Annotated in this window: 13 protein-coding genes and 3 pseudogenes; 12 read left to right on the top strand and 4 right to left on the bottom strand. The window is 39.5% G+C overall.

Features of this window, described 5'->3' with window-relative positions; all coding sequences use genetic code 11:
* Positions 1-42: 42 nt before the first annotated feature.
* Positions 43-714 (top strand): ribose-5-phosphate isomerase RpiA, encoded by a 672-nt coding sequence (gene rpiA / locus F988_RS06790; protein WP_004682065.1) that lies wholly within the window; start codon positions 43-45, stop codon positions 712-714.
* Positions 714-1,403, top strand: coding sequence for a YgjP family zinc-dependent metalloprotease (locus F988_RS06785; protein ID WP_004682064.1), 690 nt, complete (start codon positions 714-716; stop codon positions 1,401-1,403). Before rpiA ends, F988_RS06785 begins: the two co-directional genes overlap by 1 nt.
* On the opposite strand, the pseudogene F988_RS06780 reads toward F988_RS06785, so the two are convergent.
* Positions 1,400-2,119: pseudogene (locus tag F988_RS06780) on the bottom strand (hypothetical protein); the annotation flags it as partial. The gene F988_RS06785 and the pseudogene F988_RS06780 overlap by 4 nt on opposite strands.
* A gap of 88 nt (positions 2,120-2,207) precedes the next feature.
* Between F988_RS06780 and F988_RS14510 the strand changes: the two are divergent.
* Positions 2,208-3,340 (top strand): IS3-like element ISAba14 family transposase gene (locus F988_RS14510; protein ID WP_228127220.1). Its coding sequence is split into 2 segments (ribosomal slippage): positions 2,208-2,460 and positions 2,460-3,340, totalling 1,134 coding nucleotides; the frame shifts between segments, so codons are not numbered across the junction.
* A gap of 58 nt (positions 3,341-3,398) precedes the next feature.
* On the opposite strand, the pseudogene F988_RS06765 reads toward F988_RS14510, so the two are convergent.
* A pseudogene (locus F988_RS06765) lies at positions 3,399-4,214 on the bottom strand (hypothetical protein); the annotation flags it as partial.
* 333 nt (positions 4,215-4,547) lie between these two features.
* Here F988_RS06765 and argC point away from each other — a divergent pair.
* The 6 genes from argC to F988_RS06735 all read left to right on the top strand — a co-directional run bounded on the left by argC (position 4,548) and on the right by F988_RS06735 (position 11,541).
* Entirely contained in the window at positions 4,548-5,597 is a 1,050-nt protein-coding gene (gene argC, locus F988_RS06760) for an N-acetyl-gamma-glutamyl-phosphate reductase (RefSeq protein WP_004682056.1), read from the top strand.
* Between the two features lie 81 nt (positions 5,598-5,678).
* Complete coding sequence (locus F988_RS06755) at positions 5,679-6,428, top strand: DUF6776 family protein (RefSeq protein WP_004682055.1); 750 nt, start codon at positions 5,679-5,681, stop codon at positions 6,426-6,428.
* 22 nt (positions 6,429-6,450) lie between these two features.
* Positions 6,451-6,864 (top strand): ATP-dependent Clp protease adapter ClpS, encoded by a 414-nt coding sequence (gene clpS, locus F988_RS06750; protein ID WP_162130246.1) that lies wholly within the window; start codon positions 6,451-6,453, stop codon positions 6,862-6,864.
* Positions 6,865-7,382: 518 nt separating this feature from the next.
* Positions 7,383-9,668 (top strand): ATP-dependent Clp protease ATP-binding subunit ClpA, encoded by a 2,286-nt coding sequence (gene clpA / locus F988_RS06745; RefSeq protein ID WP_004682050.1) that lies wholly within the window; start codon positions 7,383-7,385, stop codon positions 9,666-9,668.
* A complete protein-coding gene (locus F988_RS06740; RefSeq protein ID WP_004682049.1) occupies positions 9,668-10,030 on the top strand; it encodes a YnfA family protein in 363 nt (120 codons plus the stop codon). The genes clpA and F988_RS06740 overlap by 1 nt, the downstream gene beginning before the upstream one ends.
* A gap of 470 nt (positions 10,031-10,500) precedes the next feature.
* Positions 10,501-11,541: a 3-deoxy-7-phosphoheptulonate synthase gene (locus tag F988_RS06735; RefSeq protein WP_004682048.1), complete on the top strand. Its 1,041-nt coding sequence runs from the start codon at positions 10,501-10,503 to the stop codon at positions 11,539-11,541.
* A 91-nt stretch (positions 11,542-11,632) separates the two neighbouring features.
* On the opposite strand, the gene F988_RS06730 is transcribed toward F988_RS06735, so the two are convergent.
* Both F988_RS06730 and F988_RS06725 read right to left on the bottom strand, forming a co-directional pair.
* Positions 11,633-12,544, bottom strand: a complete 912-nt coding sequence (locus F988_RS06730) for an alpha/beta fold hydrolase (RefSeq protein WP_004682046.1) — start codon at positions 12,542-12,544, stop codon at positions 11,633-11,635.
* Complete coding sequence (locus F988_RS06725; RefSeq protein WP_004682045.1) at positions 12,544-13,104, bottom strand: PadR family transcriptional regulator; 561 nt, start codon at positions 13,102-13,104, stop codon at positions 12,544-12,546. Before F988_RS06725 ends, F988_RS06730 begins: the two co-directional genes overlap by 1 nt.
* Before the next feature lie 124 nt (positions 13,105-13,228).
* Here F988_RS06725 and F988_RS06720 point away from each other — a divergent pair, with 124 nt between their 5' ends.
* The 3 genes and pseudogenes from F988_RS06720 to F988_RS15075 all read left to right on the top strand — a co-directional run.
* The gene (locus tag F988_RS06720; RefSeq protein WP_004682043.1) at positions 13,229-15,253 is read left to right on the top strand and encodes an NADPH-dependent 2,4-dienoyl-CoA reductase; all 2,025 of its coding nucleotides are present in this window, start codon (positions 13,229-13,231) and stop codon (positions 15,251-15,253) included.
* A 72-nt stretch (positions 15,254-15,325) separates the two neighbouring features.
* Positions 15,326-15,733 (top strand): nuclear transport factor 2 family protein, encoded by a 408-nt coding sequence (locus tag F988_RS06715; RefSeq protein ID WP_004682042.1) that lies wholly within the window; start codon positions 15,326-15,328, stop codon positions 15,731-15,733.
* 111 nt (positions 15,734-15,844) lie between these two features.
* A pseudogene (locus F988_RS15075) lies at positions 15,845-15,979 on the top strand (IS4-like element ISAba33 family transposase); the annotation flags it as partial.

The raw sequence follows: 15,979 nt of genomic DNA, 5'->3' as shown, positions 1-15,979 counted from the left end.
GCTGTTTTCTTGCAGCAAATGTCAAAATAGTTGAGTGAAGTCATGAGTCTATATGCAACCCAAGATGAAAAGAAACAGGCTGCGGCAAAAGCGGCATTGAAACATTTGCCCAAAGGCGGCATCTTGGGTGTAGGAACAGGAAGTACCGTCAATTTTTTAATTGATTTATTGCCTGAATTGCAGTTAGAAGCAGCTGTGGCGAGTTCCAATACAACGGCTGAGCGGCTGAAAAAAATTGGGATTGAAGTGGTTGACATGAACTCGGTGGGTGGTTTGGATGCCTATGTGGATGGTGCAGACGAAATTGACCGTCATATGCACATGATCAAGGGCGGTGGCGCAGCCTTGACCCGTGAAAAAATTGTGGCTTCAATTGCCAAGAAGTTTGTATGTATTGTGGATGACTCAAAATGGGTGGGGCAATTGGGGCGTGATTTTCCATTGCCTGTGGAAGTTATTCCAATGGCACGTTCTGCGGTTGCCCGCAAGATTGTTGCTTTGGGTGGTGACCCAGTTTACCGTGAGGGTGTTGTCACTGACAATGGTAATGTAATTCTGGATGTTTTTAATCTCAATATCTTAAATGCCATCGAACTGGAAAAAACACTCAACAATATCCCAGGTGTGGTGACTAATGGTATTTTTGCCTTAAATGCAGCAAGTATTGCGGTTGTTGCGACTGATCACGGTATTGAAGAACGTATAGCGCAATAATGGCTCTGCTTTCATTAAAAGCTCAATTACCTGAAATTAAAATGATTCGACATGCCAGCGCGCGAAGTTTGCGCCTGCGTGTTGAACCGACAGGTATTCGTTTAACAGTTCCTTTATTTTGTACCAAGAAACAGATTCAGCAGTTTTTAAATCAATCAGAGCAATGGCTGATTGAAACCTGGGATAAACAGCAAAAACAATTAAATTTAACAGCTGCTTTTCCAGAACAGATTAAATTATTTTATCATTTACAGCCATTTCAAATTATTCATCAGCAACAACGCAATATTTTTAAGTTCGACTGGGTACAACATATTTTGTTCATTCAAAATGAACAACCTGAAAAGGCTTTACAGGCTGCAACACTTGCCTATGCAAAACAATTTTTACCTGAATATTTAACCCACATCAGTCAGGAAATAGGTTTGCCCTATCAAAGATGTACAATTCGAAAGCCTAAAACACGATGGGGAAGTTGTAGTTCAAGACAGGATATTATGCTTCATGCGGCATTGGTGCTTATGCCTGAGCAGAATGTTCGCGCAGTATGTGTGCATGAGCTGGTTCATACACGGCATTTTGATCATAGTCCTGCGTTCTGGAATAGCGTAAGTCAACATGATCCAGAATATTTACATCATCGCAGGCAATTGAAAAGTATCCAGTTGCCTGCGTGGTGGTATGTCTAGCTAAAACTACATTGTGCTTGAGTTTCTTGTAACTGTTCATCAGGTGCTTTACGGCTATCGAAACCTGCCTGTGCACTTAATACCTGATTGGCCTTAATGTGAACCTGTACAAATGCATATTTTAACGAATCATTATTTGGCTCAGGAGAACTACTGTTCAGTAAATATTCAGATTTTGTTGGATCTGGAAGCTGTAATAAATTATCCGTACTATCCGCATCCAAAACTGAGCGATACAATTTTGAATCCTTAATCAGCTCCAGTGCGCCATTGGCACGAATATTTAACTGACATCCATTCGATTTATCTTCGTAATGACCAATTAAGTACTCGATGGAGGGTAGATTGGGGTTGACCAGATTGATGCCAGTTATGCCTTGCTTACATGGATATTTTGAGTCATTGCAACTTCCAGTTGTGTCTACAAAACCAACAGCACGCCGATAGTCACCAGCACCAGCAACACGGAAAGAGGAGGTGGATTCAAGTATGGGGTCTTCACCTACGTAGCTTTTTTGCTGTAATAGGGCATAACCTGTCGGATTCAAGTTTTGCTGTTGGTAATTAGTTGCTAGTTCAAATACTGCTGCTTTTAATGAGATGCCATATTGATCTCGAATAACTTTTTGATTGGCTGTGATATTTAATAATGTATTTTTAGCTGGATCAATATTTTCAGGAGCAGCAGGGATAATGGAGCTTAAATTTGCTTGATCAGAGGTGGATCAGGAAATTTGAACAACAGCTATAAGTGATATTTTGCTCCCCAAATGATGTTATAAACATCGATATAAGGAGTATTTTATGGCACGTAGACCAAGAAGAAATCATTCAAATGATTTTAAAGCTAAGGTAGCACTTGCTGCGATTAAAGCAGAAAAAACACTTGCTGAATTGAGTGCTGAGTTTGATGTTCATCAAAACCAAATTATTGACTGGAAAAATCAATTGATCTCAGCTTCCTCGCAAGCTTTCGATCAATCAAAAGCTCCAACAGAACCACCCATCGATCTAAAAAAACTACATGCAAAAATCGGTGAGCAGGCATTAGAAATTGATTTTTTAGAAGGTGTGTTGAAGAAACTGGGCCGCTTCAACCACAAAAGTTAATCGACGACTCACTTCAGATTTCAGTATCTAAACAAGCTAAGCTGCTGAAAGTCTCCCGTGGTTGTTATTATTATCGCCCAAAACCTGTGAGTGCATCAGATCTGAAGCTGATGCGATGTATTGATGAATTACATATGCAATATCCTTTTGCAGGCAGTCGTATGATGCGTGATTTGTTGAATCGTCAAGGACATCATATAGGACGACGTCATACACGTACTTTAATGAAGAAAATGGGTATTCAGGCGTTATATTGCAAACCAAATTTAAGCCAGGCTAATCAAGCTCACCGTAAATATCCATATCTGCTCAAAGGATTGGCTATTCAGCGCAGTAATCAAGTGTGGTCTACGGATATAACGTATATCCCTATGGCAAAAGGTTTTGTTTATTTATGTGCTGTGATTGATTGGCATAGCCGCAAGGTACTTGCGCATAGGGTATCGATTAGTATGGAGGTGGATTTTTGTATTTCGGCTTTAAATGAAGCGATTGAAAAATATGGTCGACCTGAAATATTTAATACAGACCAAGGCAGCCAGTTTACCAGTGATGCATTTATTGATGTATTGAAATCAAATGGCATTCAAATCAGTATGGATGGTAAAGGTCGATGGGTAGATAATGTGATGGTTGAACGATTATGGCGGAGCGTTAAATATGAAGAGGTGTATCTCAAAGCTTATAGCAGTGTCACAGATGCGAAAAAGCAATTGAGTGCATATTTTGAATTTTATAATTTGAAACGGCCTCATTCGAGTCTGGACAAAATGACCCCAGATGAGTTTTACTATGACCAGCTACCACAACAAAATAAGGTAGCTTAACTAGAGCAGAATATCACTTATAAATAAGCTTTTAGTTGTTCAAACATGTGGGACCACCTCTATCTCCACGAATTGTTTTCGCATCCAGATAGCCATCCCGTAAATCTATAGCCAGATTTTTGGTAAATTCTGTAAGGGTATTATTTGGAAATTGATTTGCCCATTGCTTTAAATAGCCAAAACTTAAATATGTAGTTGTATAGAGATTGGCTTGTTGAGCCAAATTCATATTTTGTGGAGTAAAAGCGCTTAATAAATAGGATGGTTCAAGATTGTGAATATCCATTCCACTAAAAGCATTTAATAAAGCAATGCTTACATCACCAGATGCCATTTTTAGATGTAGTGAACTAATGCGTGTTGGGTCTTCTGGCTCATTAGGTAGTTGTCCAGATCGGATTAATGCTCGTTGATAAATAGCTTCAGAACTTGGATTAATAAAAATTTTTTGAGTTAGATTACTAGTATCAACGTCAACGAGTGCGTGTAAGGTCATAGAAAAATTCTGATACTGACCACTGATAAAATCATAGATTAGTGAATTCGGAAGAGTTGATATCTCAACTCTATATAAATGACTACGATTAAGCACTATTGGTAATGTAAGGCTCAAGTTTGTTGTTGTACTTAACGTCTGTTCAAGAACGATGGAGTTATCGGTATTGTCGAGAACCTTAACAACGACATTACGCATTTCTACAGGAACTTTAATGTCAAAATTCTTTGGTTTTGGAACTGTAATAACAGGGGTATTCTCAATACGTGCCTTACTTTCACCACTACCACAGCTAATGAGTACCGAACTTAATATAAGTGTGCCTAAGCCTAAACCAATATGACGATATGTTCTTTGTTTTACACTCAAAGAAGGCATTCCCGCTCTCCAAAATTTGCATCCATGAAATTTATTATTACCGCATGGTTTTTATTCTATGCGAATACTTCAATGATTCAATAGTATTTTTTGACCAGTGGTAAAATCGGCATCAGTAAAACGATTTAAAAATATCTTTTACACTGTTTTTTGCTGAATAGCGAATCTTTTACAGTGATTAAATCCCGTATGTGCTGATTCCATGAATTTCTGGATTTGTTATATATAAAGCCATAAACATAACAAACACTATATAAGTTATAGGGTTGTGGATTGTGAAAACCCCATCAAACTGCCATACTAGTGGTACATATATCATTTGAGGTAGAGCACGTGATTTCTGTTGGAATTGTTGGGGGAACTGGATATACAGGCGTTGAATTATTGCGTCTATTATTAAGACATCCACAAGCTCAAGTGCGTGTTCTAACTTCCCGAACTGAAGCAGGAAAGCGTGTCGCGGATATGTTCCCAAGTTTACGTGGACATACTGATCTTGAGTTCTCCGATCTTAGTCTGGATCTGCTCAAGCAATGTGATGTTGTGTTTTTTGCAACACCTCATGGAGTTGCAATGCAACATGCTGAAGAACTCATTGCTGCTGGTACAAAGGTCATCGATCTTGCTGCTGATTTCCGTTTACAGGATTTAGCTCAATTCGAGAAATGGTATGGCATGCAACATAGCTGCCCAACGGTATTGAAAGATTCAGTATATGGCCTGACTGAACTGAATCGTGAAAAAATTAAAAACGCCAAGGTGATTGGTAATCCAGGTTGTTATCCAACCACAGTACAATTGGGTTTAGCGCCGTTGTTAAAAGCGCAAAACCAGCTCATAAACACACAAAGCATTATTGTTGATGCAAAATCAGGCGTATCTGGTGCAGGTCGCAAAGCCAGTCTGGGCATGATCTATAGCGAAAATGCGGATAATTTCAAGGCTTATGCTGTTGCGGGTCATCGTCATCATCCTGAGATTGTTGAGGCCCTAGAGAATATCTCAGGTCAACAGGGCCAGTTTGACCAGCTTATTTTTGTACCCCATTTAGTGCCCATGATTCGTGGCATGCTCAGTACCATTTATGTAGACCTGACAGAGCAAGGCCAGCAAACTGATTTGCAGGAACTTTACCAAAGTTTTTACCAGCATGAACGCTTTGTGGATGTGATGCCAGCAAATAGTTCTCCAGAGACTCGTAGCGTCCGTGGTGCAAATGAGCTTAGAATTGCATTATACCGTCCTCAACCAAGTAAACTCATTATCTTGGTTGCACAAGATAATCTAGTGAAAGGTGCTGCTGGCCAGGCAGTGCAAAATATGAACCTCATGTTTGGTTTTGATGAGGCTGCTGGTTTGAATGGTATCGGTTTATTACCATAAAAAACGCTTTTTTACTTCACACACATTTAAATATGGATTTAAATGTGTGCTTTGATGTAGTCCATAACGATAGAGATGATGATGGAAAACGCTGAACCGACCACTTTACCAGAGAGTTCCGTTAACAAAAATAAATTCCTCAAAACGAATTTACCTTTAGTCATAGCTGCAACTTTACTTATTGGCAGCAGTTTTATGCTTGGTTACACTGTCGGTCATCGTCAGGGATTAACCGTTGTGGGTTATGATGCGGACGCAGAACAACTTGTTGATGTTGTACAGAAGCAAAAAGCCGCGCTCGATTCTGTAAGCAAAAGCCTGAATGCCGCTGTGCAAGAACGAGATATGGCTGTTGGCAATGCAGAGGAATTATTCAAGGGAATTAATCAGGCCAATGCAGATAAAGCGCAATTTGCAAGCATGAATACCATTTATCGTGACATTCTTAGGCAGCGTGGTGGTGTGAGCCTAACAGTGCAGGATTTTGCGATTAAATCACTTCCTGAAAATGCTTTTGAATATCAGCTGGATCTGGTTCAGGTGAGTCCAAATAAACGCCGTGCAATGGGTACAGTTGAATTACGTTTGATTAAGGACACTGAAATACTGGATATACCGTTAGAGGATAAAAACTTTAATTTTGAAGACTTTGAGCGCTTGACTGGTCGATGGACCATGCCAAAGGGCTTTACACCCCAATTTATCGAAGTGCGTTTATCAGGTTCAGGTACGCCTGTAATTAAACGTTTTAGCTGGCAGCGTGGCAAGCCTGTTGATGTAAGTTCTGCTTTCGTGTCGGAAATCCCTCAAGCTGAAGCAAATGCCCAGTAAATTTTTAGATTAAGAACTTAATATGCGAAGATACAGACGTCAAATGAATTTAAGTGAAGTGAAAAATTCCTTTCATCAATCGGGTTATGTTGACTGGCACTTGAATCCACGTTTAGGTGATTCGCAAGAGGAGCATGAGGGGGAGGTGGTTGTGCAAACAGCCCCGCCAGAATTGAAGCGGCCACCGCTCTATGTTGTTGTTTTAATGAATGATGATTACACACCAATGGACTTCGTGATTGAGGTGCTGCAAAGCTACTTTGCAATGAGCTTTGAACAGGCAAATCAGGTGATGTTAACCGTTCATTACGAAGGTAAGGGCACTGCTGGTGTTTACCCAAGGGATATTGCCGAGACCAAAGCCAATCAAGTGAATAATTATGCGCGTTCTCAAGGACATCCATTATTGTGTCAGATCGAACCTGAGCAGCGTTAAAAAAAAGCAACGCTTTTTAGCTGCGCAAGACGAGCAACTGTGTTGGGAGTGAAAGCGTTAAAAAAAGCAACGCTTTTTAGCTGCGCAAGACGAGGGTTATACCCGAGTGGTAGAGGATAAAAACAAAGCGAAGCTTTGTTCCGAGCGTAAGACGAGCAACTCTGTTGCGAGTAACAGCGTTGGAAAAGCGAAGTAATTGCGGAATATATTCCTCTTAGAGTAAATTTATCAAAAGTTAACATTAATCAGTGATTCTTTAAATAAATAATAAATCTGCTGTCTTTTTGAACGATTAGATAGGTCTTATTCTCTTTGTAATTGAATTTTTACAACAATACGATGTTTTGAATCTTGACCAAGATGCTCAACTAATGCTAACAGTAGATTATGAAGTCAAGAGCTTTGTAGGCATAGATGAAATGGCAATTACAGAAGCTCTGGCGGATCAAGTTAATAATTCGCTTTTTCATTAAAAGAGAGGTCTTTTTTTGATGGAGCCCAAGATATAAGGGGGTTACATGCTCAGTCGTCAATTGGAAGTGTCGTTACGTTTGGCTGTTAGCATGGCTCGTCAAAAGAGACATGAGTTTCTAACCGTTGAACATTTGTTGCTTGCCTTACTTGATAATGATTCGGCCGTAAATGCGTTAAAGGCATGTGGCGCTGATATCGTTACCTTACGTAAGGAGTTAGAGGAATATGTAGAGCAACATACCCCGAAACTTGGTGACAACAGTGAACAGGCACCTCATCCAACGGAAAGTTTTGATCGGATTCTGCAACGTGCAATTTTCCATGTTCAATCTAGTGGTGGAGACCGTACAGTTGAAGGTGCAGATGTTTTGGTTGCGATGTATTCGGAACGAGACTCTTTTGCAGTTTATTTGCTTAAACGCCATCAAATCAATCGTTTGACTTTAACTCAGTATCTTTCTCATGGTACGCGTAAAGATGAGATTCAGGTTGAGGAAGAAGTTGAGGATATTGAGGGTGAAAATGCAGCTTCTGCCAATGCAGGACCATTAGAGCAATATACGCTTAATTTAAATATCGAAGCGCAAAAGGGTAAAACTGATCCTTTGATTGGACGCGAAAAAGAAATTGAGCGTGCAGCACAAATCCTATGTCGCCGCCGTAAAAATAATCCACTTCTAGTGGGTGATCCTGGTGTAGGTAAAACCTCAATTGCAGAAGGTTTGGCATGGTTAATTGTCAATGGAAAAGCACCTAAGCCACTTGCCAATGCCGAAGTTTATAGTCTGGATATTGGTGCTTTGGTTGCAGGTACAAAATATCGTGGTGACTTTGAAAAGCGTTTAAAACAGTTGCTCAATGCATTAAAAAAGAATCCAAATGCGATTCTATTCATTGACGAGATTCATATGATCATTGGTGCTGGTTCGAGTATGGGCAGTACTATGGATGCATCAAACCTGATTAAACCTGCATTGGCAAATGGAACTTTACGTTGCATTGGATCAACTACATTTCAGGAATATCGTCAGGTCTTTGAAAAGGATCATGCATTATCACGCCGTTTCCAAAAAATTGACGTGAATGAACCAAGTGTGAATGAAACCATTGATATTTTGCGTGGATTAAAATCTAAATTTGAAGATTTCCACCATGTTGAATATGACGATAAAGCTTTAGTGGCTGCGGTTGAGCTTTCTTCCAAGTTTATTCATGACCGTTTCTTGCCAGATAAGGCAATTGATGTGATTGATGAGGCAGGTGCCCAACGCCGCCTAAAAGCTGAAGTCGGTGGCTCAATGATTTGTGTAGAAAATATTGAAGATATTGTGTCCAAGATCGCCCGTATTCCACCGAAAACTGTCTCTAAAGATGACAAGACGGTACTTGAGAATTTAGACCGCGACTTAAAACGTGTAGTTTTCGGTCAGGATGAAGCGATTACTGCACTTTCATCAGCAATTAAGTTGTCTCGTGCAGGCTTAAAAGCACCAGATAAACCAGTGGGTAGCTTTGTGTTTGCTGGTCCAACAGGCGTGGGTAAAACAGAAGTCACCAAGCAGTTAGCAAAACTATTGGGTGTGGAGTTAGTCCGTTTTGATATGTCTGAATATATGGAACGTCATGCGGTTTCCCGTTTGATTGGCGCGCCTCCAGGTTATGTTGGATATGATCAAGGTGGTTTGCTGACTGATGCAATCCATAAAAATCCGCACTGTGTTTTACTGCTGGACGAAATTGAAAAGGCACATCCAGATGTATTTAACTTGTTACTACAGGTTATGGATCATGGTGCTTTAACAGATAACAATGGCCGTAAGTCTGATTTTAGAAATGTGATTATTGTGCTGACCACCAATATTGGTGCAGAAAGTATTGTACGTTCAAGTATTGGTTTCACCGAACAAGATCATAGTGCAGATAATCAGGATGCCATGAAACGTGCATTCTCACCTGAGTTCCGTAACCGTCTGGATGGTGTGATTCAGTTTAAGGCTTTACCAACCACTGTGATTGATTCTGTGGTCGATAAGTTCCTGACAGAGTTACAGGCGCAACTGGACGATAAACAAGTGGTTCTGGAAATTGATCAAAGCGCACGTGACTGGTTATCAACCAATGGTTATGATCGTTTGATGGGCGCACGTCCAATGCAACGCCTGATTCAGGAGCATTTGAAAAAGCCGCTTGCTGAGATGATTCTATTTGGTGAGTTGGCTGAGCATGGCGGTAATGTTGCAGTATCTGTGAAAACCGAAAATGGCAAAGATGTTGGTCTAAAACTGGAAGTGTTTGAAGATCATATTAATCCCAGTGCTGAACCTGCTTAATGTTTGAATTTTCGTTCTCAATAGCCCAAGTACTTAAAGTATTTGGGTTATTTTTCGTCACAGCAATTGCTGAAGTTTTAGGTTGTTATTTTCCTTATTTGATTTTGAATCAAGGAAAGTCGCATTGGTTATGGGTTCCTACGGCTTTAAGCTTAACAGTCTTTGTTTGGTTACTGACTTTGCATCCTGCGGCATCAGGTCGTATTTATGCAGCCTATGGTGGAATTTATATTTTTACTGCCCTGATGTGGTTGCGTTATGTTGATCAAGTCATGCTAACGCGTTGGGATATTTTAGGTGGGATCGTTGTTGTTTGCGGTGCTTGCCTGATTATTTTACAACCGCAAGATTTGGTTCGTTAAAGGCGTGATCTCGAATTGGTTTATTTTTCAACTATTCTATGGATGAAAACACGAAAGGTCAAATTTTACTATTTTGAAGTTTTGATTAAAAAAGATAAAAAGTGCTTGTCAAATGCTGAAATAGTGCGTAATTTAGAACTTAGGAACAGTTTTTAGATATTTTAAAGAAACATGTTAAAGCATACTGTAAACACAAACGCATATTTTTATTTCTGGCACTATTAATGGTTGCCTGATGCGTTTCGGGCAGCAAAAAGGTTGCCCAACCAGTTAATACCTGATCGGCAACCCCGATCAGGTTTTTTTATGCTTTAACATTTATTATTTTTGGAGCAATACCATGTATACATTTAACTATTCATATTTTAGCAAGATTTCTTGGTTTTACTTTGCAAAAAAATCAACATCACTTAGATCACACTTGCTCAAATAAATGATGGGACTGAACAACAGTCCAAAGGAAATCAATAATGAATGCTTTAAATGCTGCTTTGACACAACCACACACTCATTCAAAAGAATCAATACTTAGCTTGCCATCACAACTCAAAGCACAGTATCCCTTGTCTGCAACTTTAGCGCAGCAAATTTCAAACCATCGTCAAACCATTCAGAATATTTTATCAGGTCAGGATCATCGTTTAATGGTGATTACAGGACCTTGCTCGATTCATGATCCTATCGCAGTACTTGAATATGCTGATCGCCTCCAAAAACTACAAGAACAGGTAAAAGATCAAATATTTTTGGTGATGCGTGCGTATATTGAAAAGCCACGTACTACAGTGGGTTGGAAAGGTTTCTTATATGATCCAAATTTGGATGGATCATCAGATTTACAATTGGGTTTAGAAAAATCCCGTGAACTTTATATTCAATTGATTGAAAAAGGCTTGCCGATTGCCAGCGAAATTTTAAGTCCCATGGCAACAGGTTATTTCGATGATTTATTGGCTTGGGGTGCAATAGGTGCACGTACCAGTGAATCACAAATTCATCGTGAAATTGCTAGCCATATGCCATATAGCATCGGTTTCAAAAATGGTACAGATGGTTCAATCCAAATTGCTTTGGATGCGATTCAGTCTGCACTGCATGGTCATCAATTCTTGGGGATGACTCAACAAGGTTTACCTGCAATTTTGCATAGTAATGGAAATCCATTACCACATTTGATTTTGCGCGGTTCAAATCATGGAACTAATTATGATTTGGCTTCAATCCAAGCCATGCACTTTAAACATAAGCATTTACCTGCGTTAGTCATTGATTGTAGTCATGGGAATAGTGGTAAAGATCCATTACAACAGCCGAATGTTTTAAAGCAGATTATTGCAGAGCGGAGTGAATCCAAAGTTCGTGGTGTAATGCTTGAAAGTCATTTGGTTGATGGCAATCAAAAAATTTCTTGCAATATGACTTATGGCCAATCCGTCACAGATGGTTGTTTAGGTTGGGATAAAACTGAACAGTTATTGCTGGATGTTGCTGAGCAGATGAGAAGACATTAAATTGATTTAACAGCCAGTTTATGAATAAGCTGGCTATTTTTTGCGTAAAAATAGCCTAAGTAACTAGGCTATCTAAAATCAATAAGCTAATCTACTGGCTTTGATTTTCTAAAAACTTGCCAATTTCCTGACTAAATTTTCTAGGTTCAGTAATTAGTGGTGTATGCCCAGAACGTTCAAAATAAACCGCTTTGGCATTGCTCAGACTTTTAGCAATGATGGTTTGCCCCGTTTCAGGATAAAGTGTTGAACCACGCCCAATAAAGAAAGTGGTTGGACAGTTCACTCGACTAATGGCTTCGCGATAATCCTCAGTATGATTTAAATAGTTTTCCACATACCAAAGCAGGTAATCCAAACGCTGGATAGGCAATAAATATTTTTGTAAAGAAGGGCGGTTGAGCGCTGCTTTAAATAGTTTGCCACTATAAGGATTGCTACTTTGTAACTCAAGAAAATTACTCCATGCGTTGACTAATTGATCACGAGCAGATGCAGCTAAATCTTCAAATTGGGTTGCCTGTCTATTTGCTGAGAGTACGTTTTGAATATCCAGTAGCAGCGATTTAAATAGGGGATGCTTTTGCCCAAGTAAACCATATTGCCAGGAATCATCCACAGGAATCTTTGGGGTTTGGTCAATATGCAGATAGGCTTTGAGTTTTTGTGCCAAACCACCGTGCTTAAAGCCATGCATGGCTGTGGTTGCACCCATGGAATAGCCAATCAGAATAAATTGGTCTAACTTGAGTTGCTTGATGAGGGTATTCACATCATTCCAGTGACTTGAGATTGCATCCATTTCAGGAATAGCACAGTCTTTTGAGCCGCCAAAACCACGCCAGTCGGGAATGATAAATTCATATTTTTTACGGCTTGCAAATAAAAATGGAAGCCATAGCCAGCTTTGCATGCCCAATCCTGACAGGACGAGTACAGGTTTGCCCTCACCAACACGTCTGACAAACAATTTTTCCTGATCAGGCATGGTATAAAACGGCATTATTTTTCTCTAGCTCCGTTGGCTTTTTCAAACTTTTTAAGTTGTGGAATCATTTGTTCTAACCATCTTATCCATTCGATTTCTTTAATGATACCGAGTTCCAGAATCATTTTATGAATAAATAAGACACGATTAGTAGGTTCATTATTTTTAAAATCCTTATCATGGATGGTTTGATAAAGACTAAGTTTTTCTTTATGAAGTTCTAGATGTCGTTCAAGTTCAGGCAAAATATTATTGCCGCCAAGTTGTGCTTCGGCCCTTAATCTAACCATCAGGTCATCACGCAGCTGGGCAGGCTCGCTTTGTTGTTCAACCCATGCAGCAAGTTCTATTCTGCCTAGTGCTTCGACTTGATAGGTTTTTTTTCGGCTGTTTGCAGCCTGTTCTTCTAATGTAGAAATCCATCCTTTTTTCAGCATTCCATTGAGTTCGCGGTAAATTTGCTGATGAGTCGCGTTCCAAAAGAAGCCCATTGAACGGTCAAAACGACGAGCTAAATCAAAACCTGTACTTGGTTTCTCTAATAAGCTTGTCAATAAAACATGGGCAAGTGACATGATGATCCGTAATAAAAAATGACTCATCAGAATTATGCAATATGTTGCATAAAAATCAAATCTTGTTTATAAGTTTATGCAACAAGTTGCATTAGCAAGCAGATTGCTAGCCAAAGGAGAAAACATGTCAGCTTATCCACATTTATTACAACCACTTGACTTGGGTTTTACCACATTAAAGAACCGTGTGCTTATGGGCTCTATGCATATTGGTTTAGAGGAAGCACCTCAAGGCTATGAACGTATGGCTGCATTTTATGCAGAACGTGCCAAAGGTGGTGTAAGTCTGATTGTAACTGGCGGTGTTTCTCCAAATGATGATGGTGTTGTATTTGCACACGGTACAAAATTAGATACCGTCGAAGAAGCTGAAAAACATAAAGTTATTACTCAGGCTGTACATGAAGCTGGTGGAAAGATCGCAATGCAAATTTTGCATACGGGGCGTTATTCTTATCAAGCAAACAATGTTGCGCCATCAGCGATTCAAGCGCCCATTAATCCAATCAAACCTAAAGCATTAAGTTCGGCAGAAGTTCAGCAAACGATTGATGACTTTGCCAACTGTGCCAAGCTTGCACAATATGCAGGGTATGATGGTGTTGAAATCATGGGTTCAGAAGGTTACTTGATCAATGAATTCATTGCTGCTCGTACCAACCACCGTGATGACGAATGGGGCGGTAGCTACGAAAATCGTATCCGCTTTCCTATTGAAATCGTTAAACGTACTCGTGACTTAGTTGGCGAAAACTTTATTATTATTTATCGTTTATCGATGCTTGATTTAGTCGAAGGTGGTTCAAGTTTAGAAGAAGTTGTACAACTTGCTAAAGAAATTGAAAAAGCAGGTGCAACAATTATCAATACAGGGATTGGTTGGCACGAAGCGCGTATTCCAACGATTGCAACGAAAGTACCGCGTGCTGCATTTACATGGGTAACTGAAAAGCTAAAAGGCTCAGTTTCAATTCCGTTAATCACATCGAACCGTATCAACACACCTGAAATGGCTGAACATGTACTGGCTTCAGGTCATGCGGATATGATTTCGATGGCTCGCCCAATGTTGGCTGATGCCGATTTTGTATTGAAAGCGAGTGAAGGTCGTAGTGATGAAATCAATACCTGTATTGGTTGTAACCAAGCATGTTTAGATCATATTTTCTCGATGAAGATTGCAACATGCTTAGTTAATCCACGTGCATGTTATGAAACTGAGCTGATTTTTAAAGAAACAAATGCAATAAAAAATATTGCAGTAATTGGTGCAGGTCCAGCGGGTCTAAGTTTTGCAACATATGCAGCGAGTCGTGGTCATAAAGTTAAAGTGTTTGATTCAAATAATCAGATTGGTGGTCAGTTTAATATTGCTAAGACCATTCCTGGTAAAGAAGAGTTTTACGAAACTTTACGCTATTTCAAACGTCAAATTGAGTTACAGCCGAATATTGAGCTGGTACTCAATCATACAGTGACTTATGAAGAACTCAGCCAGGCTAATTATGATGAGATTGTTGTTGCAACAGGTGTAACACCGCGTCAATTACAATTTGAAGGTATTGATCATCCAAAAGTATTGAGCTACATCCAAGTATTAAAAGAGCGTGTTCCAGTCGGTAAGCGTGTTGCGATTATTGGTGCTGGCGGTATTGGTTTTGATACGGCTGAATATTTAAGCCATGAGGGTGAAAGCGGTAGTTTAAATCCACAGAAATTCTATGATGAATGGGGCATTGATACCACTTATGCGCATGTAGGTGGCTTAAAACAGCCTGAGCTAGAGAAATCTGAACGTGAGATTTACCTATTACAACGTAAAACAGCCGCTGTTGGTGCTGGATTAGGTAAAACGACTGGTTGGATTCATCGTACAGGCTTAAAACATCGCGATGTGAAAATGATTGCAGGCGCAAGCTATGACAAAGTGGATGATCAAGGATTACATATTACTGTAGATGGTCAGACCACAGTGTTAGATGTTGATAATGTTGTGATTTGTGCTGGTCAAGAATCATATACAGCAATGTTTGATCAACTCAAAGCAGATGGTAAGAATGTTCACTTGATCGGTGGTGCGAAGGAAGCTGGTGAATTAGACGCTAAACGTGCGATTCGTCAAGGTGCTGAGTTAGCAGCAGTTCTATAAGTAAAAGATGAGACATTCTCTATGTTAGGAGAATGTCTCAAACTTCATTAGCTAAAATATAAGGAAATTACAATGACAATCGAAACAACTAAGCAAGCGCTAGAAAAATGGCATCAGATGATCAAAACAGGTGATATGTCATCTTTAAATGAATTACTGGCAGATGATGTCGTGTTTCGTTCGCCTGTGGCATACAAACCTTATGAGGGCAAGCATGTGGTATTTTTTATCCTGACCAATGTAATTCAAGTTTTTCAGGACTTTACTTATCACCGTGAATTTTATACCGAAGATGGGGAAAATGTGGTACTGGAATTTAGTGCCAATGTCAGCGGAAAATCATTAAAAGGCATCGATATGATTCGTTTTAATGAGCAAGGTAAAATCATTGATTTTGAAGTGATGATTCGCCCAATGAGTGGCTTGGCGGCATTGGCTGAACAGATGGGCGCAAGATTTGCTCAATATCAACCAAATTAATTAATACAAAATAGCCTAAGTAAAAATAATCCCCAAAATTCTCTGTACACGACAAAAATAGATAACTCATTGAAATAATGTCACAATAATTGTTTTCTAACGACGAATACTATGACACATCTCAATGAGTTATATCTTATCTTAAACAAATCTCTAAAATGGAACAAGTCACATTTAAAGTGCTTTTCGCTCATCATGCTTGCGATCATTTTAAAGCAAACGTGCAATCTTTCTTCTGCATCTAAA

The sequence above is a fragment of the Acinetobacter parvus DSM 16617 = CIP 108168 genome (assembly GCF_000368025.1).
Lineage (GTDB): Bacteria > Pseudomonadota > Gammaproteobacteria > Pseudomonadales > Moraxellaceae > Acinetobacter > Acinetobacter parvus.
This window is presented reverse-complemented; position numbering and strand designations above follow the sequence as displayed.